The following is a 22833-nucleotide window of genomic DNA, read 5'->3' on the forward strand; positions in this document are numbered from 1 at the left end:
CGGAGGGGCTACCGGTCGGGCAGGTTGCGGGTGCCCGGCACGCCCTTGAGGCGCCGGCGCAGGGCGGCCTTGCCCATCATGTGCGCGCTGACCGGGGCGGTGGCGAAGAGGAAGATCGTCACCAGCGCCTCCTGCACGGACACGCCGTCCTGCTGGTGGCTGAAGTAGAGCAGCGAGCCGATCAGCGTGCAGCCGACGCCCAGGGTGCTGGCCTTGGTGGGGCCATGCAGGCGCGTGTAGAAGTCGGGCAGCTTGGCCAGCCCCCAGGAGCCGATCAGCGCCACCAGGGCGCCGAACAGCAGGAAGGTGGCGACGACGAGCTGCAGGGGCCACGGCATGTCGATGCTGGTCATTCGATGACGTCCCCCCTCAGCAGGTACTTGCTCATGGCCACGGTGCCGACGAAGCCCATCAGCGCGATCAGCAGGGCCAGCTCGAACAGCACGCCGAGCCCCATCCGCATGTCGGCCAGCACGATCAGCGCGATGCTGTTGATCATCAGGGTATCCAGCGCGAGGATGCGGTCGACGATGTCCGGGCCCACGGCCAGCCGGTAGAGGTTGAGCAGGGCGGCGACGGCGAAGAGCGTCATGGCGACCGGTATCACGAAAGCGATCATCGGAATATCTCCTCGAGCGGCTTCTCGTAGCGTTCGCGTATGGCGGCGATGGTCTCGGCCTCGTCCTCCAGGTGCAGGGCGTGCACCAGCAGGGTGTTGGCCTCGGCGTCGTAGTGGATCGACACGGTGCCCGGCGTCAGCGAGATGGTGCTGGCCAGGATGGTGATGGCGAAGTCGTCCTCCAGGGCGAGCGGGTAGGTGAAGAAGCCCGGCCGCAGGTGGCGGGCGGGGCGCAGGATGCGCAGCGCCACCACCAGGTTGGAGCGCAGGATGTCCACCAGCAGCACCAGCAGGTAGCGCAGCAGCGGCAGGGGACGCCGGATCTTCGCCTCCTCGGGCCAGAAGCCGTGGGTCACGAAGGGAATGGCCACGCCCAGGGCCAGCCCCAGCAGGGCATGGGCCACGCTGACCTCGTTGACCATCAGCAGCCACAGCAGCGCCAGGAACAGCGAGAACAGCGGGCGCGGCAGCCAGAATTGCCGGGAACGGAACGCGGGCGTCATGGCGAGACCTCCTGGCCGGCGGCGCGGGGGTCCGGCAGCACGGCGTCGATATAGGCGTGCGGGTCGAGCAGCTGCGCGGCGGTCAGCTCGAGGTAGCCCATTACCGGCTCGCCGAACGCCGCCAGGGCGCCGTTGAGGCCGACCATGGTGGCCACCAGGGTGAGCAGCCCGGGGCGCAGCGGATACGGCCTGGCCATCTCGCCCGGGCGCCAGAACCAGCTGCTGCCGGTGCGGCTGATGGCGATGACCACCAGCAGGGCCGAGGCCAGCAGTATCCCCCACAGCCACAGCCCCTGGGGCTGGCTGGCGCTGGCCTGGAGGATCCACGCCTTGCTGACGAAGCCGCCGAAGGGGGGCAGCCCTGCCATGGCGATGCCGGCGATGAAGAACAGCGTGCCCAGCACCCAGCGATGCCCGATGGGGCCGGTCGCCGAGAAGCGGTCGTAGCCCTCTTCGCGCTGCTGGCCCAGCAGGTCGGCGAGCAGGAAGAACACGGCGGCCATGCCGGTGCTGTGGATCAGGTAGAAGAGCGCGGCGCCCAGGGCGGCCGGGGTCACCAGGCTGATGGTCGCGAGCAGGGTGCCCACCGAGAGGATCACCAGGTAGGCGGTCAGGGTGCGCAGGCTGTCCGAGCCCAGCACGCCGACGCCGCCCAGCGCCAGGGTCAGCAGCGCCAGCGGCCACAGCCAGCCCCAGGCGGTCGCGGCGACGGGGGACTCGCCCAGCGCGAAGACCAGCAGGAAGACCCGCAGGATGGCGTAGATCCCGACCTTGGTCATGATGGCGAAGAGCGCGGCCACCGGGGCGCTGGCGGCCGAGTAGGCCCGGGGCAGCCAGAACAGCAGCGGCAGGATCGCCGCCTTGATGCCGAATACCACCAGCAGGATCAGGCTGGCGGCGGCGAGCAGCGGGGCATCCTCCGGCGGGGCCTCGGCCACGCGCAGCGCCAGGTCGGCCATGTTGAGGGTGCCGGTGAGGCCGTAGAGGGTGCCCAGGGCGATCAGGAACAGCGCCGAGCCCGCCAGGTTGATGATCACGTAGTGCAGCCCGGCGCGGCTGCGGGCGCGGCCGCCGCCGTGCAGCAGCAGGGCGTAGGAGGCGATCAGCAGGATCTCGAAGAACACGAAGAGGTTGAAGAGGTCGCCGGTCAGGAAGGCGCCGTTGAGGCCGGCCAGCTGGAACTGGAAGAGGGCGTGGAAGTGGGCGCCGCGCTGGTCGGTGCCGCCGCTGGCGTAGATCAGGCAGCACAGGCCCAGCACGGCGGTCAGGGCCAGCATCACCGCGGAGAGGCGGTCGAGCACCAGCACGATGCCGAAGGGGGCGGGCCAGTCGCCGGCATTGTAGATGAGGTGCTCGCCGCCGCCGGCGACCAGCAGGCACCAGATTCCCAGCAGCAACAGCCAGAAGGTGCTGGCGAAGCCCAGCAGGCGCTGCAGGGGGAAGGGCGCCTGGTAGAACAGCAGCTGGCCGGCGCCGGTGAGTAGCGGCAGCAGGATGGGCAGGATCAGGGCATGGTTCATCCGCGATCCTCGTCGGGGTTCTCGCCATCCACGTGGTCGTTGCGCAGCTCCACCGCAGCCTTGAGGGCCAGCACCACCACGAAGGCGGTCATGGCGAAGCCGATGACGATGGCGGTGAGCACCAGCGCCTGGGGCAAGGGGTCCGCGGAGCGCTCCGAGAGACCGACGATGGCCGGCGCGCCGGCGACCAGGCGCCCCGAGGCGAACAGGTAGAGGTTGACGGCGTGGGAGAGCAGCGTCAGCCCGAGGATCACCGTGAAGGTGCGTGCGCGCAGCAGCAGGTAGACGCCACAGCTGGTCAGCACGCCGAGGGTGATGGCGTAGAGCAGTTCCATCAGCCGATCTCCTTGCCGGGGCCGGCCACGGTCATCAGCTTGCCGAGGTTGGCCAGTATCAGCAGCGTCGACCCGACCACGGTGGCATAGACGCCGAGGTCGAAGAGCATGGCGGTGGCCAGCTCGAACTCGCCGACCAGCGGCAGGTGCAGGTGGCCGTGGGCCGAGGTGAGGAAGGGGAAGCCGAACAGCCAGCTGCCCAGGCCGGTGAAGGTGGCGATCAGCACGCCGGCGCCGATCAGCGGCCGGAAGGCGGTGAGCATGCGCGACTGGGCCCACGCCAGGCCGCCCGCCATGTACTGCAGCGTCAGCGCCACGGCGGTGATCAGGCCGGCGATGAAGCCGCCGCCGGGGAGGTTGTGGCCGCGCAGGAAGATGTAGGCCGAGACCAGCAGGGCGATGGGCAGCACCAGCCGGGCCACGGTGCTGAGCATGATCGGGTGCGGCTCGGCCACCCAGTGCATGGGATTGGTCTCGACCACCCGCTCCTTGAGGTGCAGGTCGCGGGTGAAGGCGAAGACCGCCAGCGCGGCAATGCCCAGCACGGTGATCTCGCCCAGGGTGTCGAAGCCGCGGAAGTCGACCAGGATCACGTTGACCACGTTGGTGCCGCCGCCCCCTGGCACGCTGTTGGCGAGGAAGAAGTCAGAGATCGTCCGGTGGGGGCGGGTCAGGATGGCGAAGCTGAAGGCCGCCACCCCGACGCCCATCAGCACGGCGATGGCCAGGTCGCGCCCCATCCTGAAGCGGGTCGAGCCCCTGGGCGAGGTCTGTGGCAGGAAGGAGAGTGCCAGCATCATGATCACCACCGCCATCACCTCCACCATCAGCTGGGTCAGGGCGAGGTCGGGGGCCGAGAAGCGGGCGAAGGTGACGGTGACGAAGAGCCCGGTGACGCCCAGCAGTAGCAGTGCCGGCAGGCGGAAGTGGTGGAAGGCCACCACGCCGATGGCGGCCAGGCAGAGCAGGACGGCTGCCAGCAGGGTCAGCGGGTCGATCGGGGCGAGCGCCGCGCCACCGTGCCAGCGGGTCACGCCGCCGAGTTCCAGGCCCACCAGCACCACCACGGTGGCCATGATGAAGGTCAGGTAGCGCTGCAGCGAGCCGTTCTCGAGCTGGAAGACGCGACGCTGGGAGAGGGCGATGGCGCTGCTCATCAGCCAGTCGAAGATCTCCTTGGCGTCGACCTCGGGAAGCCGGGCATGGAGGCGGAACAGGGGGGCGCGCCAGTGGTAGAAGAGCGCGCCGCCGGCCAGGGCGAACAGGCTCATCAGCATCGGCACCCGGCCCCCGAGGGTGGCGAAGTCGAAGGGCGTCACCATGGCCTGGCGCGCTGCGGCGAAGGCGGGGTGGACCAGGCCGGCGTAGAAGGCCTCCGGGGCCAGCCCTACCAGCAGGGTGGCGAGGGCCAGCAGCGCGATGGGCGACAGCGCTGCCGCTCTCGGCGCGCGCGGCGGCCATGTTGGCAGGTCGATCGGTCGGCCGTTGAAGAAGACGTTATGGAAGATGCGGATCGAGTAGGCCACCGAGAAGAGGCCGGCCAGGGTCACCCAGAGGGGGACGACCACCACCGCCCAGTCGGGTGCCGTGACCTTCAGGCTCTCCCCGAATAGCATCTTCTTGCTCAGGTAGCCGCTCATCAGCGGCAGGCCGGCCATGGCGGCGGCAGAGATGCCGGACAGCACCATCAGTGCCGGCATGAAGCGCCACATGCCGTTGATCTTGCGCATGTCACGGGTGCCCGTGGCGCGATCCACGTAGCCCGACATCATGAACAGCGGCGCCTTGAACAGCGCATGGCAGAGCAGGTGAAAGAGCGCCGCCGCCACGGCCATGGGGGTGCCCAGCCCCAGCAACAGCATGACCAGTCCCAGGTGGGAGACCGTGGAGTAGGCCAGCAGCCCCTTCATGTCGTGCATGAACATCGCCACGAAGGCGCCGAGCATCAGCGTCACCATGCCGGTCAGGGTGACCAGGTGGAACCACAGTGAGGTGTCGCCCAGCGCGGGGTGCAGCCGGGCGACCAGGAACAGGCCCGCCTTGACCATGGTGGCGCTGTGCAGGTAGGCGGAGACCGGCGTGGGCGCCGTCATGGCGTGGGGTAGCCAGAGGTGGAAGGGGAACTGGGCCGACTTGGTGAAGGCGCCCAGCAGGATCAGGTTGAGCATCAGGCCGTAGTGCTCGTGGGCGCGGATCCGGTCGCCGGCCGCCAGCACCGTGGAGAGCTCATAACTGCCGGCGGCCTGGCCCAGCAGCACCACGCCGCCGAGCAGCGCCAGCCCGCCGCCGCCGGTGATCACCAGCGACATGCGGGCCCCGAGCCGGGCCGCATGGTCGTGGGTGTGGTAGCCGATCAGCAGGAAGGAGACCAGGCTGGTCAGCTCCCAGAAAACGAGCAGGAAAAGCAGGTTCTCGGAGAGCACGATGCCCAGCATCGCCGCCATGAACAGCAGCACCAGGGTAAAGAAGCGCGCCGAGGTGTACTTGCCCTCGAAGTAGTAGCGCGCGTAGAGCAGGATCAGGCAGCCGATCCCTGTGATCAGCAGGGCGAACAGCAGCCCCAGGCCGTCGAGGCGGAAGGCCACGTCGAGGCCCAGCGATGGCAGCCAGCTGAGCCGCTGGACTTCGGCCTCGCCGCCGCCCATGACGTGGGGCAGCCAGCTCAGCAGCAGCAGCAGGGTGAAGACGGCGGGAAGGGCGGAGACCGAGGCGAGCAGGCGTGAGGATCGCCCCCGCATCAGGGCGGGCAGGCAGGCACCGGTCAGCGGCAGCAGGATGATCAGCGCAAGCGGCATGGGACCTGTCTCCCTGTCCAGCCTCGAGGACGAAACGTTCCCTTCACTCCACACCAGGGCCGCGTGGATCATCTTGACCGGCGTCAATCGAGGCCGAAGTCATGGGAAACGGGCCGAGCGTGCCTCTCGAGATTACCTGTGCCGTCGTGCCGGGTGAAGGCCTTCGGCCGACAACCGTTACCCCGCCCTGCTGGACGCTGGCCACAACGTTCATCGGCCGACCCCGGATGCCGCACCCGGTTAGGCGCTCACCCTGGGCGGGCCGATTGCCGGGTGGCCCCCCAGGCAGAGCCGGTTGCCCCGTCAGCCCGGTCGGCGGCTCGATGCCCCTACAGCCTCAGAACGATCCTGCCAGGCTGCCCAGGATAATCAGCAGCACCAGCGAGATAAGGGGCACCACCACGGCCACCACCGCGATATCGAGGTAGGCCTGGCGGTGCGTCAGGCCACAGATGGAGAGCAGCGTGATCACCGCGCCGTTATGCGGCAGGGCATCCAGCCCGCCGGTGGCCACCGCCGTGACGCGGTGCAGCAGGTCGGGCGAGATACCGGCCGCCTGGCCCATGGCCAGGTAACTGTCGCCGAGCGTGGCCAGGGCGATGCTCATGCCACCGGAGGCCGAGCCGGTCATGCCGGCCAGCAGGTTGACCGCAACGGCCAGCGAGATCAGCGGATTGTCACCACCTACTGAGGTCACCCAGAGGCTGATCGTCTCGAATGCCGCCAGGGAGGCAATCACCGAGCCGAAGCCGACCAGGCTGGCGGTATTGAAGATCGGCAGCAGTGAGCCATTGGCACCGCTGTCCAGGGTGGTAGTGAGGTCCGCAAGACGTTTCCTGTTGGTGGCAATGATGACCCCGATGGCGATCACCAGGGCAGCGATCACCGACCAGACGCCACGAACGGACTCGATGCTGGTAGCACCATAGGTCGGCTCGGCGAGATAGCCGGTGTCCATGGCCGGTATCACCACCGTCGTGAACAGCAGGTTCAGGGCAATGACCAGCACGATGGGCAGCAGCGCCAGCGTCAAGGGGGGAAGATCGCGAACCGGCTGTGCCTTGACCTCAGCCAGATCGAAGCCTTCGCCTGCTGCGTGTTCGCGCAGGTGAACGGCCGGTGGTGCCTTCTCCTGATGGTTGCCGTAGCCTTCGCCGGCCGCTCGTGCGCGGCGCGCCCGATGGTTCAGCCAGGCCTGTCCCAGCCCCAGCATGACCAGGCCGGTGAGGATGCCCAGCCCCGGCGCGGCAAACGGCGAGGTGCCGAAATAGGGCATGGGGATGGCATTCTGGATGGCCGGCGTGCCCGGCAGCGCCGTCATGGTGAAGGTGAAGGCGCCCAGGGCGATGGTGCCGGGGATCAGTCGCTTGGGCAGCCCGGCCTGACGGAACAGCGCGGCGGCGATGGGGTAGACCGCGAAGGCCACCACGAACAGCGAGACGCCACCGTAGGTCATTACCGCACAGGAGAGCACCACTGCCAGGATGGCGCGGGTATCGCCCAGGCGCTTGACGATGGTGCTGGCCAGCACTTCCGCGCTGCCCGAATCTTCCATCAGCTTGCCGAACACCGCTCCCAGCAGGAACAGCGGAAAGTAGCGGACGATGAAATCGCCAGCGGCCCCCATGAAGACCTGGGTGTAGCTGGCCAGAAGCGGCGTGTCGGCCGAGACCAGAGCCACCAGTGCGGCCAGCAGCGGGGCCAGGATCAGCAGGCTGAGGCCGCGGTAGGCCAGAACCATCAACAGCAGCAGCGCGATGGCGATCGCCACGATACCGATCATCACTCCGGCCCGTCGTCATGTTCTGTTGGGGAGTCGTCCGCCGCCGAGAGGGGGCGAAAGGTATCGGGGAAGACCGCATCCAGGTCGAAGGTGGAGTATTCGCCCAGGGCATCGAAGTGTGTCTCCAGCCACTGGTCGGCCCAGGCGCGCCCCTGGGCATGCAGGCGGGAGAGGAAGTCCCATTCGGCGTTCATCTTGCTGGAAGCACTGAGCGTTTCGACGTCGTGCTCGGCATGAATCAGATGCAGGCGCATGGCACGGTAGCTCTCCAGTTCCAGGCCTTCGGCCTCGATCAATCGGTGCAACAGCTGAATGCTGCGTAGCTCCTTGATCAGGCTGGAGTTGAAGGTGATCTCGTTGATCCGGTTGAGGATCTCCCGGGCGCTGTCAGGCAGTTTCTGGCGCACCAGCGGGTTGATCTGCACCACCACCAGGTCACGACAGTCCTGGTCATCGACCAGCGGGTAGAGCGCCGGATTGCCGCTGTAGCCCCCATCCCAGTAAGCCTCGCCGTCGATCTCCACGGCCGGGAACATGAAGGGCAGACAGGCCGATGCCATCACGGTATCGGCGGTCAGTTCGGGCTGGCGAAATATCGTCGCGTGGCCGGTGCGCACATTGGTGGCCGTGACAAACACCTTGACCTTGCGACAGGCATTGACGCGCTCGAAATCGACCAGATCGAGGACCAGGTCGCGCAATGGATTGATGGCCAGGGGATTGAGCTTGGCGGGGGCGATCAGCTGGGTCAGATTCTCGAAGAACAGATAGCTCGGCGAGTGGTCGAGGCTGTCGTTTCCCAACAGGCGGTCCCAGAGCGTGCGCTGGATGGGAGAGAAGCGTGCCGCTTCGCTGACCGCCTTCCAGAAGGTGTGCAGGGCGTCACGGGCACCATCGCGTCCGCCCTTGTGCAGCCCGTCGGCCAGCACCACGGCATTCATTGCGCCCGCGCTGGTGCCGCTGATCCCGTCGATCTCCAGCCGCTTGTCTTCCAGCAGGCGATCCAGCACCCCCCAGGTCAGGGCGCCGTGGGAGCCCCCGCCCTGCAGGGCCAGATCGATCCGTTTCTTCTCGCCCGTCGCCATACCTGCTCCTGTAGCAGCGTGAATGCTGCAGTGCAGTGTAGGCGTCTTGACAGCCCTTGTCGCTTGGCGAGGTGCCGCTCAACACAACCGGCTGCCGAGCAGCAGCAGGCTGGCATCCAGCGCCTGCCAGCCCCACCAGGCCAGGGCCAGGGTCGCAACGGCCAGCAGGGCGAGCAGCCCTCGTCGTGTGCGGCTCATGCTTCGGCCCTGGCGCTGGCCTGGCGCTTCACCGGTACCTCGTCGATGAACCAGTGCAGGGCCGCCGCTGCCACGGAGAGCAGGATGGCGAGTCGCCACACCAGGTCGTAGTCGCCGTTGAGGTCGTAGAAGTAGCCGCCGAGCCAGACGCCCATGAAGGAGCCCAGCTGGTGGAAGAGGAATACGATGCCGCCAAGCATCGAGAGGTGACGCACGCCGAAAACCGAGGCAACGATGCCGTTGGTCAGCGGCACCGTGGAGAGCCACAGCAGGCCCATGGCAATACCGAACAGGTAGGCGCTGGCCGGGCTCAGCGGTACGACGAGGAAGGCGGTGATCACCATGCCGCGGATCAGGTAGAGCCAGGTCAGCAGGCGCGGCTTGGAGAGAAAGCCGCCGAGCCATCCGGCGGTGTAGGTACCGAGGATGTTGAACAGCCCCACCAGCGCCAGCACGGTGCTGCCCACCTGCACGGCGATGCCGCTGTCGACCAGGTAGCCGGGCAGGTGGACGCCGATGAACACCACCTGGAAGCCGCAGACGAAGAAGCCCATGCAGAGCAGCCAGAAGCCACGATGGCCGGCCGCCTCGTCGAGTGCCGCGCCCAGCGAGAGGTCGCTGGCCAGGCGGGGGGAGGGGCGGTCTCGCAGCATCCCGCCCAGGGGCACCATCACGGCCGCCAGCCCGCCCATCACCAGCAGGGCGGCGGACCAGCCGAGCCACTCCAGCAGCCCCAGGGTGCCGGGAAGCATGGCGAACTGGCCGAAGGAGCCGGCTGCGCTGACCATGCCCATGGCCAGGCTGCGCTTCTCGGCTGGCACGGCGCGGCCCACGGCCCCGAGGATCACCGAGAAGGTGGTGCCCGAGAGCCCGAGGCCGATCAGTAGCCCGGCGCTCATCGACATGCCCAGGGCCGAGTCCGAGAGCCCCATCATGGCCAGCCCCAGGGCATAGAGCAGGCCTCCCACCACCACGATCCGCGCGGCCCCGAAGCGATCGGCCAGGGCCCCGCTGAAGGGTTGGGAGAGTCCCCAGATCAGGTTCTGCAGGGCCAGGGCGAAGGCGAAGACCTCCCGTCCCCAGCCCAGGTCACTACTCATCGGCTCCAGGAAGAGGCCGAAGCCATGGCGCAGGCCCATGGCCAGCGAGATGACCAGGCTGCCCAGGATGATGATCAGCAGGGTGTGGCGGCGCAGTGCATCCATTCCGTAACGACCTGTTTGCAGACTAATGACAAGCCACTATCGCGCGTCCGTTTCCGCTTGGCCACTGTCTCTGAATGGCGACATCAATGTCGCCGTCGGGCCACATGGGTAGGGCGGCCAGGGTTCGCTAGAATGCCGCCGCACAGCACCCTGACACGGAGGTTTCCCCTTGACCCGACACTCGACGCTCCTGATCTGCCTGCTTGGCGCCAGCCTGTTGCTGGCCGGCTGCAGCTACACGCCCGCGCGCATCCAGTCCGAACCGCTGGTGGTCATCGATGACGACCGGGGCCACGACCACTACGACCGCCGGGGCGGCTTCTGTCCGCCGGGCCAGGCCAAGAAGGGGCGCTGCTGAGCGCGTGCCGTCTTTCCCTCGGGCTTGCACGCTCTTTCCTCGCTACCCGCTTGGCGGCGGCGCTTGCAGGGCATAGCCTGATAGGAAACGGTGTTTGATGGCACCCGGCCCGAAGAGGCAGCCGCACCATGCCGGCGGCATGGGTGCCCCCGGCAGGGATCGAAGGGTGGCCCACTCCCTCACTCCACTTGCGAGGACACCGCCATGAGGATTCCCGTGCGCCCGTTGATGATTGCCCTGATGGCCTCGACCCTGGCGCTGGCCGGCTGCAGCTACACGCCCGCACGCATCAAGTCCGAGCCTCTGGTCGAGATCGACGGCTACGACAGCCATCGCCACTATCGCGGTGATGACCGTCATTACCGCGATCGTGACTACCGGTCGCGCCACTACGATGATCGCTATTACCGGGATCGCCGCTATCGGGATCGCGATCGCTATCACCATGCCGAGCGACGCCACGACGACCATCGCCGCGGTGGCTTCTGCCCGCCGGGCTTGCGCATGCAGGGTCGCTGCTGAGCCGATCGTTCCCGACCAGCAACGCCGCTATCGCAGGGCGTCCTCCAGGATCTGCAGTCGCCCGGGCACCAGGGCATCCTCCACGGCGGTGATGCGCAGCACATGGCCGAGGTCCGGATGAGCCGGGCGGGCAATCAGCCGCCCTGCCTCGAGCAGTTCCCGGTTGACCCGCTCGGCGAGCTTGGCGCTGGGCAGCCGGATGCCGATGAAGTTGGTGGCGCTGGGCAGCACCTCGGCGCCGAGAGCGCGGAAGTGTGCGGCCAGACGCTCGCGGCGATTCAGCACCGCGGCGATGTGCTCGCGGGTCTCGTCAGGATGGTCAAGCACCACCTCGGCGGCGGCCAGGGTCAGGGTCGAGACCGCATAGTGGATGCGCACCTTCATCATCATCGCCAGGGTCTCGGGCTCGGCGATGGCATAGCCGATGCGCAGCCCCGCCATCCCGTGGGCCTTGGAGAGGGTGCGTAGGCGGATCACGCCGGGCAGGACCTCACGGGCGAAGGGGGACTCGGCATCCTCGCGAAAGTCGTGGTAGGCCTCGTCGAGCAGCAGCCAGCAGTCGTCGGGCAGCGTCTCGCGCAGGCGGCGAACGGCCGCGTCGTCATGCAGGTGGCCGCTGGGGTTGTCGGGATTAGCCAGATAGACCAGCCGGGCCTGCTCCCGGTGGGCAGTCTCGGCCAGGGCCTCGAGGTCCGGGGCCAGGCGGCCCGGCGCCTCCTCGTAGGGCACCTCGACCAGCCGACAGCCCTGACCCCGGGCGAAGTAGCCGAAGGTGGGATAGGTGCCGGCGGTGGCCACCACGGCGGTGCCGGGCTCGGCCACGGTGCGCAGGGCGAGGGCGATCAGGCTGTCGGCCCCGGCGTCGACCAGAAGGGCCTCGAGGGGGATGCCCTGCTGCTCGGCGAGCCGCTGGCGGACGCCCAGCGCCTCCGAATCCCCGTAGCAGTAGGCATGCTCGACCATGGCGTCGCCGAAGTGCGCGCGCAGGGCGCGGTGAGGCATGTCGAGACCCTCGTTGGAGCCCAGGCGGTGGGGGATCTCACGGCCCAGGCGCCGCTCCAGCACGCGGATCCCGGGGAAGGGGTTGCTGGGGCCTTCTCCGCGGAGGTGCTTGGGAAAGGTCGGCATCGAATCCTCCTGACTGGTCAAGGATAGTGGGATTGCTCAAGGATCCAGTTGGTAGGTCACCCAATCGGTTCGCTCGGCGCAGCGGTCATAGACGCCCCGTGCACGATAGTTGTTCTCGCGGGTGATCCAGCGCACGAAGGGCCAGCCCTGCCGGCGGGCCTCTTGGCGCAGCGCCTCCATCATCTCATCGACGGCACCCGTGCCGCGATATGCCGGGTCGACAAAGAGGTCATCCAGGAAGCCGACGGTGCTCCCGCGCAGTGGGGACGGCATGGCACGAAAATGCATCAGGCCCACCGCCTGGCCGTTCGCGTCGCGTGCCAGAAGCCCCTGCAGTCGTGTGCCGTCCTGGATCCAGTCCCAGACGGTGGTCAGTGTCGACTCGTCCATGGGCATGCCATAGTACTCGGCGTAGCCGCGGTAGAGGCGCCGCCAGTCGTCGTGATCGGTATCGCCCGGAATGCTGATTGTCAGTGTCATGTGGAGGGCCTCCTGTGCAGCATGACGATCGCCACGGCTGCCAGCGTCAGCATCAGGGCGATGAATACCTTGGCGCTCAATGGCTCGCCGAGCAACAGGATGGAGCTTGAAACGCCAACGGTCGGGATGATCAGGGTCGAGATGGTGGCCTGGGCGACGGACAAGCGGTTGACGTTCATGAACCACAGCATCTGCGCGATGGTGATCGAGAACAGCAAGTGATAAGCCAGTGCGAGCCAGGTCGTCGTGTGCCAGTCGCCAGGGCGAGGCATCGGCTCCAGGGCGACCATCATCACGATCATGGGGACCGCGCAAATGGCGAACTGCCAGCCGGTGACCACGACCGCATGGCTTTGCCAAGTGCCGCGTCGCTTGATCAGTACGGTGCCCAGGGCCCAGGAAATTGCTGCCACCAGCATGATCAAGGGGCCCAGCAGGCCCTGGCTGCCGCCGGCCAGGGCGGCCGGGCCCAGGAGAACCAGCAGGCCGGCCTGCCCGCATGCGAGTCCTGACCACTGACGCCGAGTGATGCGTTGATCGAGGAGCCCCCAGGCCATCAGCAATGCCCAGCATGGCATGGTGAAGGCGATGATCGCCGCCTGGGAGGTCGGCATGCGCAGCTGGCCAAAGGCGGTCGCCAGGTTGAAGCCAAGGATGGTGAACAGTCCGGTGACCGCGAGCCACGGCCACTCCCCGCCCCCCACGCGGAGCGGAAGGCCCCGCCAGCGGGCCCAGCCCAGCAATACCAGTGCGCCAGCGCTAAAGCCGATGGCGCGTAGGGTGAAGGGTGGAAGGTCGCGAAGGATAAAGCGCACCGCCGGCCAGTTGCCGCCCCAGAAGAGTCCGATGGCGAGGATCAAGGCCAGCGAGCCGAGCACCGGTCGGGCGGTAAGCGAGAGGGTCAGCCGATCAGGGAGTAAGCGTGCCATCGAGCGGTCAGCCGTCTTCCAGCACGAGCACCTTGTGGCGATTGAGCAACCCGTGTGGGTCGAGGGCTCCCTTGAGGGTATGCATCAGCGTGATCTCCTCCGGGGTCCGCGAGAGGGCAAGGTAGTGGCGCTTTTCCAGGCCAATGCCGTGCTCGGCCGAGACCGAGCCGCCAAGCTCGGCCAGCGGCGTGTAGACGAGGCGCTCGACGGCGAGACGGGCCGCCGGTTCGGCACTGCCGACGGTAATGGAAATATGCAGGTTGCCGTCACCCAGGTGGCCGAAGGTGACCATGCGTCCCCGAGGCCAGTCGCGCGCCAGGGCCTCTTCCAGCCTGGTGACATAGCGATCCATCTCGGGGATCGGAAGGCTGACGTCGAAGGTGAGCAGCGGCGAGAGGGCCTGGATCAGCCCTTCGATGTCCTCGCGTATCGCCCAGAGGGACTGGCGCTGAGTGTCGGACTGGGCGATGACCGCGTCACTTATCAGCTCTTCTTCCAGGGCGCGCTCCAGGGCGAGGGCGAACTGGGCGCCATGGCTCTGGGACTCGCTGCCCAGCGATTCGAGGATCACGTAGAAGGGGGCGTCGGGTGGCAGCGGTGGCGTGTGTCGGCCGCTCTCCTGGGTGAGCAGCCAATAGTGGTTCTGCCACATCGCCTCGAAGGCCGCCAGACTACCGCCGAGATAGCGGCCCAGATGGCCCAGCAGGCCAGTCAGGTGCTCGAAGGAAGGGCAGGCGACCAGCGCCGTCTGCACGTCCGGGGTGGGTGGCTGCAGATGCAATACTGCCCGGGTGACGATGCCCAGCACGCCCTCGCTGCCGATGAACAGCTGCTTGAGGTCGAAGCCCGCATTGTTCTTGAGCATGCGGTTCATCGAGCTGACGACGGTGCCATCGGCGAGCACCGCCTCGAGTCCCAGCACCTGCTGGCGCATCATGCCGTAGCGGATCACCCGGATGCCGCCGGCATTGGTGGCGATATTGCCGCCGATGGTGCAGCTGCCTCGGGCGCCCAGGTCCAGGGCGAACTGGAGGCCCACCGCCTCGGCGGCCTGCTGGACGCTCTGCAGTGGCGCACCCGCCTGAACGGTGAGCGTGGCACCGATCGGGTCGACGGCTTCGATGGCGGTCATGCGCTCGAGTGACACTACCAGTTCGTCGGGCGCTGCTTCGGCGCCGTGCACCAGCCCGGTGAGGCCGCCGTGGGTGACCACCGGTTGGCGGGCGGCGTGGCAGGCACGCATCACCTCGGCGACTTCCCGGGTCGATCCCGGTCGTACGATGGCCCTCGCGCGGCAGGGTGCGCCGGTCAGCCAGTCGACGCGTCGGGCACTGACATCCTCGCCGGTGAGGACGTTGGCGGCGCCGACGATACGGGTGATCTCTTTCAAGAGGGCGTCCATGACAGGTTCATGCTCCGGGTGGGTCAGGCAGTGGCCAGGACCTGCGCCCTGCCGGGGATGGCCTCGAGCAGTTCGCGGGTATAGGCCTCCCGCGGCGAGAGGAAGACCGCTTCCGCACTGCCATGCTCGACGATCCGGCCGTGCTGCATGACGATGATGTGGTCGCAGATCTGGGCGGCGACGCGCAGGTCGTGGGTGATGAAGAGCAGCGATAGCGAGAGTTTCTGTTTCAGATCCTCGAGTAGCTCGAGGATCTGCGCCTGAATGGAGACGTCCAGCGCCGAGACCGCCTCGTCGGCGACGATCAGCTCGGGATTGAGGGCCAGCGCCCGGGCAATGCCGATGCGCTGCCGCTGGCCACCGGAGAACTCATGGGGGAAGCGCTCGGCCGAGGCCGCGCCGAGGCCGACCAGGTCGAGCAGATCACCGGCCTCCTTGAGCGCCTGTTGCTTGTCCACGCCGTTGGCGATGGGCCCCTGGGCAATGGCCATGCCGACGCGGGTACGCGGGTTGAGCGAGGCATAGGGGTCCTGAAAGATCATCTGCACCCGCCGGCGTTCGCGGCGCAGGCTCTCGCCCTTGAGGCTGGTCAGGTCGACGCCGTCGAGCAGCAGCTCACCGCTGTCGGGCCGCTCCAGACGCACCACGCAGCGTCCCAGGGTCGACTTGCCGGAGCCCGACTCGCCGACGATACCCACCGTCTCACCGCGCGCCATGGTGAAGCTGACGTCGTCCAGGGCATGGACCTCACGCGAGGGCTTGAAGAGGCCTCCGCGCGAGCGGAAGACCTTCTGCAGGTGACGGACCTCGAGCAGCGGAGCCGTCTGGTCGGCCTCACGGGCCGCGGGCATGGCGTTACTGGGAATTGCCTCGATCAGCGCGCGGGTATAGTCATGCTGGGGATGTTCCAGGACGTCCCGGGCCTCGCCGAGCTCCACGATGCGCCCTTCGCGCATCACGCAGACCCGGGTCGCAATCTCGGCCACTACGCCGAAATCGTGGGTGATGAACATCACGGCCATGCCGTGGCGCCGCTGGAGGTCGCCGATCAGGTCGAGGATCTGTGCCTGGGTGGTGACATCCAGCGCCGTGGTGGGCTCATCGGCGATCAACAGTTCAGGCTCGAGCGCCAGGGCCATGGCAATCATCACCCGCTGGCGCTGGCCGCCGGAGAGCTCGAAGGGATAGGCGCGTATGGCTTTCTCGGGCTGGGGGATGCCCACTTCCGTCAGCAGCTCCAGGGCACGGGTCTGTCGCTCGCTCGGGGTCAGCCTGTTGTGGGCTTCGAACACTTCGCCGATCTGGGCGCCAACCCGCATCAGCGGATTGAGGGCGGTCATCGGCTCCTGGAAGATCATGCCGATGCGCAGGCCGCGCAGGGCACGATGCTGCTTCTCGGTGAGCTGCAGCAGATCCTGGCCATCGAACACTACCTCGCCCGCGGTGGCCCGAACCCCCTTGGGCAGCAGGCCCATGAGGGCATTGGCGGCCATCGACTTACCGGAGCCGGACTCGCCGACCACGCACATGATCTCACCACGCCCCACGTCGTAGCTGACGTCCTCCACGGCGAAGTCGCGATCGGCTCCCTGCGGCAGGGAAATGCTCAGGTGGCGAATGCTCAACAGGGTGTCACGCATGGAGTTCTCCTTGGCCGCCGTTCATGAGCGCTCGCGGGCGAGCTTGGGGTTGAGGGCGTCGTCGAGGCCTTCGCCCACCAGGTTGAGCGCCAGCACGGTCAGCAGGATCGCCACACCGGGAAAGAAGCTCAGCCACCAGGCTTGACGGATCACCGTGCGTGCCGCGCCGATCATGTAGCCCCAGGACATCACGTTGGGGTCGCCCAGGCCGAGGAAGGAGAGAGCGGACTCCAGCAGGATGGCCGTGGCGACCATGAGCGAGGCCAGCACGATGATCGGCGACAGGGTATTGGGCAGGATCTGGCGCAGGATGATGGTGGCGTTGGACTGGCCGACCAGGCGAGCCGCCTCCACGTACTCGCGGTGGCGCAGCGACAGGAACTCCGCGCGCACCAGGCGTGCCACCGGCGGCCAGCTGACGATGGCGATGGCCAGCACGATGGAGGTGAGGCTGGGCTGCATGATCGCGACCAGCACGATGGCCAGGGCGAAGTTGGGGATGGTCTGGAAGAACTCGGTGAAGCGCATCAGGGCGTCGTCGACCAGGCCACCGTAGTAGCCGGCGATGGCGCCCAGCGGCACGCCGATCGCCAGGGCCACTGAGGTCGAGACCAGGCCGATGAGCAGCGAGACCCAGGCGCCGTGCATCAGGCCGGCCGCGACGTTGCGCCCCATGGTGTCGGTGCCCAGCGGGAAGCCTTCTGTCTCGAGCGGCGGCAGGAAGGGGCGCTGCACCATGCGCCAGGGCGATTCGGGAAACAGGAGCGGGGCCAGGATGGCCATCAGGATGATCGCCATCAGGATGATCAGGCCCACCAGGGCGCCGCGGTTCTGGGCGAAGCGGGCGAAGAAGCTCATGACGCCTCCTTGATGCGCGGGTCGGCCAGGCGGTAGACGAGGTCGGTGATGATGTTGAAGACGATCACCAGGGCCGCCGAGAAGAAGAAGATGCCCAGCAGCAGGTTGTAGTCGCGTTGCTGCAGCGCCTCGAACATCAGCCGGCCGATGCCGGGCCAGGCGAATACCGTCTCGGTGAGGATGGCCCCGCCAACCATCTGGCCCGCCTGCAGGCCAGCCAGCGTGATGATCGGTAGCAGGGCGTTGCGCAGGATGTGGCGTCGCTGGATCACGCTGTTCTTCAGCCCCTTGGCACGTGCCGTCTTGACGAAGTCCTGCTGGGCGGCCTCGAGCATCGAGGCGCGCGTCATGCGGGTGTAGATGGCCATGAAGAACAGCGCGAGCGTGGTGGCCGGCAGGATCAGGTGCTTGCCGACGTCCAGGGCAAAGGCAAACCCCTCAAGGCCCGCCCCCACGGTGTACATGCCGTAGGCCGGCAGCCAATCGAGATAGACCGAGAACAGCACCACGGCCATCAGGGCGACCCAGAACAGCGGGGTGGCATAGAAGACCAGCGCCAGGGCCATGATGATCGAGCCCGAGGGTTTCTTGACACGGGCGGCGGCCAGCGAACCGGCGACGATGCCCAGCACCAGCGACAGCACGAAGGCCGTGCCGGTGAGCAGCAGGGTGGCCGGCAGGCGGGCCAGTATCAGGTCGAGGACCGGCACCTGCTGGCGGTAGGAGAAGCCGAAGTCGAGCATGGCCACGCCGGAGACATAGCGCCATAGTTGCACGTGGAGCGGCTGGTCGAGGCCGAAGCGCTCGGTCAGCTGGCGCAGGAACTCCGCATCGGTGGCGCCGGCCTCGCCGGCCAGGATGGCGGCCGGGTCGCCCGGCGCCATCTGGATGAGGAAGAAGTTGAAGATGATGATCATGAACAGCACGATCACGGCCTTGAACAGGCGTGACGCGATCAGCCTGGCATAGAGCATGCCATTACCCCCTGGCGACCTGGGATGCGGTGGAAGGGTGCAGGGGCGGCCGGCAGGGCCGCCCCACCGGGTTTACCTGTCGAGCCAGGCGTCCTTGAAGCCGTCGTTGACGCCCACCCCCGAGGTCACCAGGTTCTTGACGTCGCAGCGATAGATGGTCGGGAAGCCGAGCTCGAGCAGCCAGCCCACCGGCACGTCCTCCTGGAGGATCTCCTGGACTTCGTGGTAGAGCGCCTCGCGCTTCTCTTCCGGATAGGCCGTGGCGGCCTGGTTGAACAGCTCATCGACCTTCTCGTTCTCGTAGCCCTCGACGTTGTTCCAGGGCGAGCCCTTCTCGATATTGCTGGAGAGGTAGGTGCGAGAGATGCCTAGCGCCGGGTCGCCATACTGGTAGAGGTAGGTGAAGGCGAGGTCGTAGTCCCAGTCGCCGAGGCGCTGGTTCCAGCCGCCTACGTCGGTGGCTTCGGTGCGCACGTTGATGCCAACTTCCTTGAGATTCTGCTGCACGGCCTCGGCCCAGCGTGTCCAGGTCTCGCCATAGGGCAGGGGCAGCAGGCGGACCTCCTCGCCGTCATAGCCCATCTCGTCGAGCAGTTCGCGGGCACGTTCCGGGTCGTGGTCGTAAGGCTCCAGGTCATCGTTCTGGAACCTGGCGTTGGAGCCGAACGCCCCAAGCGGTACCTTGCCCAGGCCATTCCATAGCACCTCGCGGGCAAACTGGCGATCCATGGCATACATCACGGCCTGCCGGAAGCGCTTGTCGGCCGTGGGGCCCTCGCGGTTGTTCATCCACAGCATGGCGAAGGGGCTGAAGTACTCGTGGCCCTTCTCGGTCACGCAGGTGTTGTCCAGTTCGGTGAGGCGCGGGATATCGAAGTTCTCGACGGTGCCGTAGGGCAGAACGTCGACGGTGCCGTTCTCGTAGGCGACCGCGCGGGAGGCGCCATCGGGGATGATGTGCCAGTTGATGCCGTCGAGGTAGGGCAGGTCCTCCTCGTAGTAGTCCTCGTTCTTCACCAGTTGGATGACGGTGCCGCGGTCCCAGTTGTCGAACTTGAAGGGACCGGTGCCGATCGGGTGGTTGTTCGCCTCGTTGTCGCGGAACTCGGTGCCCGCGTAGATGTGCTTGGGCACCATCGTGAAGGTTCCCGCCTCGAAGGAGATCAGGAAGGGGCCGAAGGGCTTCTCGAGGGTGAAGACCACGGTGTGGTCGTCGGTGGCCTCGATGGATTCCACATGCTGCAGCACGGCACGGGCGCTGGGGTTGAGCTCGCGGTGGAAGACATCGGCGGAGAACACCACGTCCTCGGCAGTGAAGGGTTCGCCGTCGTGCCAGGTGACATCCTCGCGCAGGTGGAAGGTCCAGGTGCGACCGTCGTCACTGACCTCCCAGGACTCGGCGAGCTGCGGCATCGGTTCCAGGTCGGTGCTGTAGCGCAGCAGGCCCTCGTAGATGTTGCCGGCGACCGTGCGGGTCGGCGCATTCTGGATCATGCCCAGCACCAGGCCCGGCGGCTCTGGCTGGATGATGGTGTCGATGATGCCGCCTTGCTTGGGTTCCTCGGCGAAGGCGGATGAGGCGCTGATGGCCGTGGCGGTAATGGCGATGGCCAGTGGTGTCTTCATGATGCTGTCCCCGTTGTGGCGATTGTTGTTGGCAATGGGCAGTCACTCGGATGAAGCTAGCAGGCACTGCTCAAGCTGTCGACAGTCGTCAATCGACGGTCGACAAGTAATGTTCCTTGGCCATACTGGTAAGGAAATCCTGCGACACGAGTCCCCGCCGCATGCCTGCATCATCCGTTGGCACGACCGCCTCGTTCATCCAGCAGCGAAACCTTGTGGATCAGGTGGCTGACTACCTGACCCAGGCCATCATCGGCCAGCGGTTCGCCCCCGGCGAGCGGTTGTCAGAGGTACAGCTGGCCCGCGACCTCGGTGTCAGCCGCGCGCCGGTCCGTGAGGCAGCACGGCTGCTGGAGAGTCGCGGCCTGCTGGTCTCCCAGCCCAGGCGAGGTTTTTTCGTGCGTGCCCTGGATGCCCGCGAGCTCGCCGACATCTTTGACCTCCGACTCTGCCTGGAACGCCATGCCATGGAGCAACTCGCCGGGTCTTGTCCGTCCGAGGCCCTGGCGGCGCTGCGCCGTCAGGTCGAGGTCCTGTGCGAGGCGTCGGGAAGCGGCGACGAGAGCCGTCGGATCGAGGAGGACCTGGCCTTCCATCGCCTGCTGATCGCTTCGGCGGGAAACCGTCGTCTGCTCAGGACCTTCGATGACCTGGCCCACGAGTTGCGGCTATGCATCACCTTGATCACCAAGACCCACGAGGCGCCGGACTCCATCGCCGAGAGCCACCACCTGCTGCTCGATGCACTGGCCAGCGGTGACGCTCCCCGCTGTCGCGAAGCCATCGATTACCACATTGGCGTGGCCAAGGACTACGTCGTCAGGGGGATATCGGATAGCTGTTGAACACTGTTGGTCATCTTGAAGGGATGCCGTTACGTGAAGTGACACACAGGCCGCTGAATGCCGGTAGCGCTGGCGCCCCCAGTGCCTCCTCCGGGACAGGCCGTAACCCTGTCGGAAGCCGTATCATTCCAACGGATGATAAATACGGTCAGGACATCGGTCAGACCGGCTTATCCATGAGGCCGGCCTGAAACGAAGATAGCGGATGGCATCCTCTCGATAAATCAGAATCTTCCGGCAAGAACCTGATTCCAGGGGACTATCCGCTATGGGGGTAAGTGTCGTGCGCCAGGCGAGGGTTGAGCGGTGTCGTCGGCTTGCGAGTGTCCAGATCGCCTGGTACATCTCCTTGTCATCGTGATTGCTTTGCCGGCCGGGACGCGCCTTTCGGCCGGCTGATCGCCCGGGAACTTACCAGGGCAATACCGCGGCGTCGGTGCGGGGCTCTGTGCCGCCGCAGAGCACCCCGGTTTCCGCGTCGCGCAGAATGATCTGCCCACGACCGAAACTCACGGAATCCGCCATCTTGACGATGTGATGACCTCGGCGCGCGAGCGCCTGGGCCAGGTGGTCGGGGAAGTGGGGCTCGACTTCGACGGTACGTCCTTTCGTCCACTTCCAGCGTGGCATGTCCAGCGCGGCCTGCGGGTTAAGGGCGTCGTCGAGCATGCCGGTGATCACCTGGACGTGGCCCTGGGGTTGCATGAAGCCCCCCATGACACCGAACGGGCCCACCGCCTGGCCGTTGCGGGTGATGAAGCCGGGAATGATGGTGTGATAGGTGCGCTTGCCGGGGGCCAGGGCGTTGGCGTGACCCTCATCCAGCTTGAACGACCAGCCACGGTTCTGGAGGCTGATACCCGTACCGGGGATCACGATGCCGGAGCCGAAGCCTTTGAAGTTGCTCTGGATGAAGGAGACCATGTTGCCTTCGGCGTCTGCCGTGGCGAGATAGACCGTGCCGCCGGTGATGGGGTTGCCATGCACCGGATCCAGCGCCTGCTCACCGATCATGGCGGCACGCCCCTTGAGATACGGGTCGGCCAGCATCTGCTCGACGCTCGGTCGCATCGCATCGCGGTCGGTGATGTGGTGCAGACCGTCCACATAGGCCAGCTTGGTGGCTTCGATGCGCCGGTGAAGGGTCTCGACCGGGTCGCGTGCTTCTTCACCGAGGTGTTCCAGCATGCCGAGGGCCTGAAGGGCGATCAGGCCACAGCCGTTGGGCGGGATCTCCCAGATCTCGTGATCGCGATAGCGGGTGCTGATCGGCTCCACCCACTCCGGTGTGAAGGCGGCGAGATCCTCGCGACGCAGCAGTCCACCGTGTTCGCGGAAGAAGGCATCGATGCGGTCGGCCAGCTCGCCGTCATAGAAGGCCCGGGCACGGGTTTCCGCGATCAGGCGCAGGCTGTGCGCATGATCGGGGGAGGACCACATCTCGCCGGGGCGCGGCGCATGGCCTCGTGGCGCGAAGGTCTCGAACCAGGGCTGGAAGGCCTCGTCATCGTAGCGGCGGTAGGTATCGAAGGCCTCCTCCCACAACTGATTGACCAAGGGTGAGACGGGGAACCCTTCTTCTGCCAGGGTGATGGCCGGTGCCAGCAGGTCGGCGAAGGGCAGTCGACCGAAGCGCTCGGACAGCGTTGCCCAGGCCGCTGGGGCGCCGGGAACGGTCACGGGGATGAGGCCGTGCTCGGGCACCGCCTCGTGGCCCAGTGCCTTGACGGCCTCGATGGTGGCCGTCTGTGGTGCGGGGCCACTGGCGTTCAGGCCATGCAGCTCGCCATTCATCCAGACGATGGCGAAGGCGTCGCTGCCCAGCCCGTTGGAAGTTGGCTCGACCACGGTGAGCGCCGCGGCGGTGGCGATGGCCGCATCCACGGCATTGCCCCCCTGGCGCAGGATCTGCATGCCCGCCTCGGCACCGAGGGCCTGTGAGGTGGCGACCATGCCGCGGCGGCCAAACGTCGTCATGCGACGGGAGGGACTGGGGTAATAATGCGCGTCGAAGTGCATACGGGGTTC

The 22833-nt window shown here is 67.0% G+C and carries 21 protein-coding genes; 3 read left to right on the forward strand and 18 right to left on the reverse strand.

The genetic code is table 11. The features are described from left to right. Positions 1 to 8: 8 nt before the first annotated feature. From P8934_RS07555 to P8934_RS07595, 9 genes are all read right to left on the reverse strand, one after another. The gene (locus P8934_RS07555) at positions 9 to 353 is read right to left on the reverse strand and encodes a Na+/H+ antiporter subunit G (protein ID WP_278033632.1); all 345 of its coding nucleotides are present in this window, start codon (positions 351 to 353) and stop codon (positions 9 to 11) included. Continuing rightward, positions 350 to 619 (reverse strand): K+/H+ antiporter subunit F, encoded by a 270-nt coding sequence (locus tag P8934_RS07560; RefSeq protein WP_106231474.1) that lies wholly within the window; start codon positions 617 to 619, stop codon positions 350 to 352. The genes P8934_RS07555 and P8934_RS07560 overlap by 4 nt, the downstream gene beginning before the upstream one ends. Then, a complete protein-coding gene (locus P8934_RS07565) occupies positions 616 to 1122 on the reverse strand; it encodes a Na+/H+ antiporter subunit E (RefSeq protein ID WP_278033633.1) in 507 nt (168 codons plus the stop codon). Before P8934_RS07565 ends, P8934_RS07560 begins: the two co-directional genes overlap by 4 nt. Then, the gene (locus P8934_RS07570; protein ID WP_278033634.1) at positions 1119 to 2642 is read right to left on the reverse strand and encodes a monovalent cation/H+ antiporter subunit D; all 1524 of its coding nucleotides are present in this window, start codon (positions 2640 to 2642) and stop codon (positions 1119 to 1121) included. Before P8934_RS07570 ends, P8934_RS07565 begins: the two co-directional genes overlap by 4 nt. Continuing rightward, entirely contained in the window at positions 2639 to 2977 is a 339-nt protein-coding gene (locus P8934_RS07575) for a Na+/H+ antiporter subunit C (protein ID WP_278033635.1), read from the reverse strand. Before P8934_RS07575 ends, P8934_RS07570 begins: the two co-directional genes overlap by 4 nt. Continuing rightward, a complete protein-coding gene (locus P8934_RS07580; protein WP_278033636.1) occupies positions 2977 to 5772 on the reverse strand; it encodes a monovalent cation/H+ antiporter subunit A in 2796 nt (931 codons plus the stop codon). Before P8934_RS07580 ends, P8934_RS07575 begins: the two co-directional genes overlap by 1 nt. Before the next feature lie 337 nt (positions 5773 to 6109). Next, on the reverse strand, positions 6110 to 7555 hold the full coding sequence (locus P8934_RS07585) for a GntP family permease (protein WP_278034013.1): 1446 nt from the start codon (positions 7553 to 7555) through the stop codon (positions 6110 to 6112). Then, positions 7555 to 8640 carry a patatin-like phospholipase family protein gene (locus P8934_RS07590; RefSeq protein ID WP_278033637.1) on the reverse strand — a complete coding sequence of 362 codons (1086 nt, stop codon included), beginning with the start codon at positions 8638 to 8640 and terminating at the stop codon, positions 7555 to 7557. The genes P8934_RS07585 and P8934_RS07590 overlap by 1 nt, the downstream gene beginning before the upstream one ends. Before the next feature lie 194 nt (positions 8641 to 8834). Then, positions 8835 to 10043, reverse strand: a complete 1209-nt coding sequence (locus tag P8934_RS07595; protein ID WP_278033638.1) for an MFS transporter — start codon at positions 10041 to 10043, stop codon at positions 8835 to 8837. A 169-nt stretch (positions 10044 to 10212) separates the two neighbouring features. Here P8934_RS07595 and P8934_RS07600 point away from each other — a divergent pair, with 169 nt between their 5' ends. After that, positions 10213 to 10401 carry a hypothetical protein gene (locus P8934_RS07600; protein WP_278033639.1) on the forward strand — a complete coding sequence of 63 codons (189 nt, stop codon included), beginning with the start codon at positions 10213 to 10215 and terminating at the stop codon, positions 10399 to 10401. A gap of 204 nt (positions 10402 to 10605) precedes the next feature. After that, positions 10606 to 10923, forward strand: coding sequence for a hypothetical protein (locus P8934_RS07605; RefSeq protein WP_278033640.1), 318 nt, complete (start codon positions 10606 to 10608; stop codon positions 10921 to 10923). Positions 10924 to 10950: 27 nt separating this feature from the next. Here the strand turns inward: P8934_RS07605 and P8934_RS07610 are convergent, their stop codons facing one another. The 8 genes from P8934_RS07610 to P8934_RS07645 form a co-directional block, all read right to left on the reverse strand. Beyond that, positions 10951 to 12051, reverse strand: a complete 1101-nt coding sequence (locus tag P8934_RS07610) for an aminotransferase class I/II-fold pyridoxal phosphate-dependent enzyme (RefSeq protein ID WP_278033641.1) — start codon at positions 12049 to 12051, stop codon at positions 10951 to 10953. Between the two features lie 36 nt (positions 12052 to 12087). Continuing rightward, positions 12088 to 12531 (reverse strand): GNAT family N-acetyltransferase, encoded by a 444-nt coding sequence (locus tag P8934_RS07615; protein ID WP_278033642.1) that lies wholly within the window; start codon positions 12529 to 12531, stop codon positions 12088 to 12090. Then, a complete protein-coding gene (locus P8934_RS07620; protein ID WP_278033643.1) occupies positions 12528 to 13460 on the reverse strand; it encodes an EamA family transporter in 933 nt (310 codons plus the stop codon). The genes P8934_RS07615 and P8934_RS07620 overlap by 4 nt, the downstream gene beginning before the upstream one ends. A 7-nt stretch (positions 13461 to 13467) precedes the next feature. Next, complete coding sequence (locus P8934_RS07625) at positions 13468 to 14862, reverse strand: FAD-binding oxidoreductase (protein WP_278033644.1); 1395 nt, start codon at positions 14860 to 14862, stop codon at positions 13468 to 13470. 23 nt (positions 14863 to 14885) lie between these two features. Further along, positions 14886 to 16502, reverse strand: a complete 1617-nt coding sequence (locus tag P8934_RS07630; RefSeq protein WP_278033645.1) for an ABC transporter ATP-binding protein — start codon at positions 16500 to 16502, stop codon at positions 14886 to 14888. A gap of 21 nt (positions 16503 to 16523) precedes the next feature. Beyond that, positions 16524 to 17360, reverse strand: coding sequence for an ABC transporter permease (locus P8934_RS07635; RefSeq protein WP_278033646.1), 837 nt, complete (start codon positions 17358 to 17360; stop codon positions 16524 to 16526). Continuing rightward, positions 17357 to 18334 carry an ABC transporter permease gene (locus P8934_RS07640; protein ID WP_106231501.1) on the reverse strand — a complete coding sequence of 326 codons (978 nt, stop codon included), beginning with the start codon at positions 18332 to 18334 and terminating at the stop codon, positions 17357 to 17359. The genes P8934_RS07635 and P8934_RS07640 overlap by 4 nt, the downstream gene beginning before the upstream one ends. A gap of 72 nt (positions 18335 to 18406) precedes the next feature. Beyond that, positions 18407 to 19960, reverse strand: a complete 1554-nt coding sequence (locus P8934_RS07645) for an ABC transporter substrate-binding protein (protein ID WP_278033647.1) — start codon at positions 19958 to 19960, stop codon at positions 18407 to 18409. 161 nt (positions 19961 to 20121) lie between these two features. On the opposite strand from P8934_RS07645, the gene P8934_RS07650 reads away from it, so the two are divergent. Further along, positions 20122 to 20805, forward strand: coding sequence for a GntR family transcriptional regulator (locus tag P8934_RS07650; protein ID WP_278033648.1), 684 nt, complete (start codon positions 20122 to 20124; stop codon positions 20803 to 20805). Positions 20806 to 21216: 411 nt separating this feature from the next. Here P8934_RS07650 and P8934_RS07655 read toward each other — a convergent pair whose 3' ends face one another. Beyond that, positions 21217 to 22824, reverse strand: a complete 1608-nt coding sequence (locus tag P8934_RS07655) for a gamma-glutamyltransferase family protein (protein WP_278033649.1) — start codon at positions 22822 to 22824, stop codon at positions 21217 to 21219. Positions 22825 to 22833: the final 9 nt, after the last annotated feature.

Origin of the sequence: Halomonas sp. CKK8 (assembly GCF_029625235.1) — a bacterium.
Taxonomy (GTDB): domain Bacteria; phylum Pseudomonadota; class Gammaproteobacteria; order Pseudomonadales; family Halomonadaceae; genus Halomonas; species Halomonas ventosae.

Bases quoted from the DNA above. Each gene is read 5' to 3' on its own strand.
- P8934_RS07555 (WP_278033632.1), bottom strand. From the start codon at position 353: ATGACCAGCATCGACATGCCGTGGCCCCTGCAGCTCGTCGTCGCCACC.
- P8934_RS07560 (WP_106231474.1), bottom strand. From the start codon at position 619: ATGATCGCTTTCGTGATACCGGTCGCCATGACGCTCTTCGCCGTCGCC.
- P8934_RS07565 (WP_278033633.1), bottom strand. From the start codon at position 1,122: ATGACGCCCGCGTTCCGTTCCCGGCAATTCTGGCTGCCGCGCCCGCTG.
- P8934_RS07570 (WP_278033634.1), bottom strand. From the start codon at position 2,642: ATGAACCATGCCCTGATCCTGCCCATCCTGCTGCCGCTACTCACCGGC.
- P8934_RS07575 (WP_278033635.1), bottom strand. From the start codon at position 2,977: ATGGAACTGCTCTACGCCATCACCCTCGGCGTGCTGACCAGCTGTGGC.
- P8934_RS07580 (WP_278033636.1), bottom strand. From the start codon at position 5,772: ATGCCGCTTGCGCTGATCATCCTGCTGCCGCTGACCGGTGCCTGCCTG.
- P8934_RS07585 (WP_278034013.1), bottom strand. From the start codon at position 7,555: ATGATCGGTATCGTGGCGATCGCCATCGCGCTGCTGCTGTTGATGGTT.
- P8934_RS07590 (WP_278033637.1), bottom strand. From the start codon at position 8,640: ATGGCGACGGGCGAGAAGAAACGGATCGATCTGGCCCTGCAGGGCGGG.
- P8934_RS07595 (WP_278033638.1), bottom strand. From the start codon at position 10,043: ATGGATGCACTGCGCCGCCACACCCTGCTGATCATCATCCTGGGCAGC.
- P8934_RS07605 (WP_278033640.1), top strand. From the start codon at position 10,606: ATGAGGATTCCCGTGCGCCCGTTGATGATTGCCCTGATGGCCTCGACC.
- P8934_RS07610 (WP_278033641.1), bottom strand. From the start codon at position 12,051: ATGCCGACCTTTCCCAAGCACCTCCGCGGAGAAGGCCCCAGCAACCCC.
- P8934_RS07615 (WP_278033642.1), bottom strand. From the start codon at position 12,531: ATGACACTGACAATCAGCATTCCGGGCGATACCGATCACGACGACTGG.
- P8934_RS07620 (WP_278033643.1), bottom strand. From the start codon at position 13,460: ATGGCACGCTTACTCCCTGATCGGCTGACCCTCTCGCTTACCGCCCGA.
- P8934_RS07625 (WP_278033644.1), bottom strand. From the start codon at position 14,862: ATGGACGCCCTCTTGAAAGAGATCACCCGTATCGTCGGCGCCGCCAAC.
- P8934_RS07630 (WP_278033645.1), bottom strand. From the start codon at position 16,502: ATGCGTGACACCCTGTTGAGCATTCGCCACCTGAGCATTTCCCTGCCG.
- P8934_RS07635 (WP_278033646.1), bottom strand. From the start codon at position 17,360: ATGAGCTTCTTCGCCCGCTTCGCCCAGAACCGCGGCGCCCTGGTGGGC.
- P8934_RS07640 (WP_106231501.1), bottom strand. From the start codon at position 18,334: ATGCTCTATGCCAGGCTGATCGCGTCACGCCTGTTCAAGGCCGTGATC.
- P8934_RS07645 (WP_278033647.1), bottom strand. From the start codon at position 19,960: ATGAAGACACCACTGGCCATCGCCATTACCGCCACGGCCATCAGCGCC.
- P8934_RS07650 (WP_278033648.1), top strand. From the start codon at position 20,122: ATGCCTGCATCATCCGTTGGCACGACCGCCTCGTTCATCCAGCAGCGA.
- P8934_RS07655 (WP_278033649.1), bottom strand. From the start codon at position 22,824: ATGCACTTCGACGCGCATTATTACCCCAGTCCCTCCCGTCGCATGACG.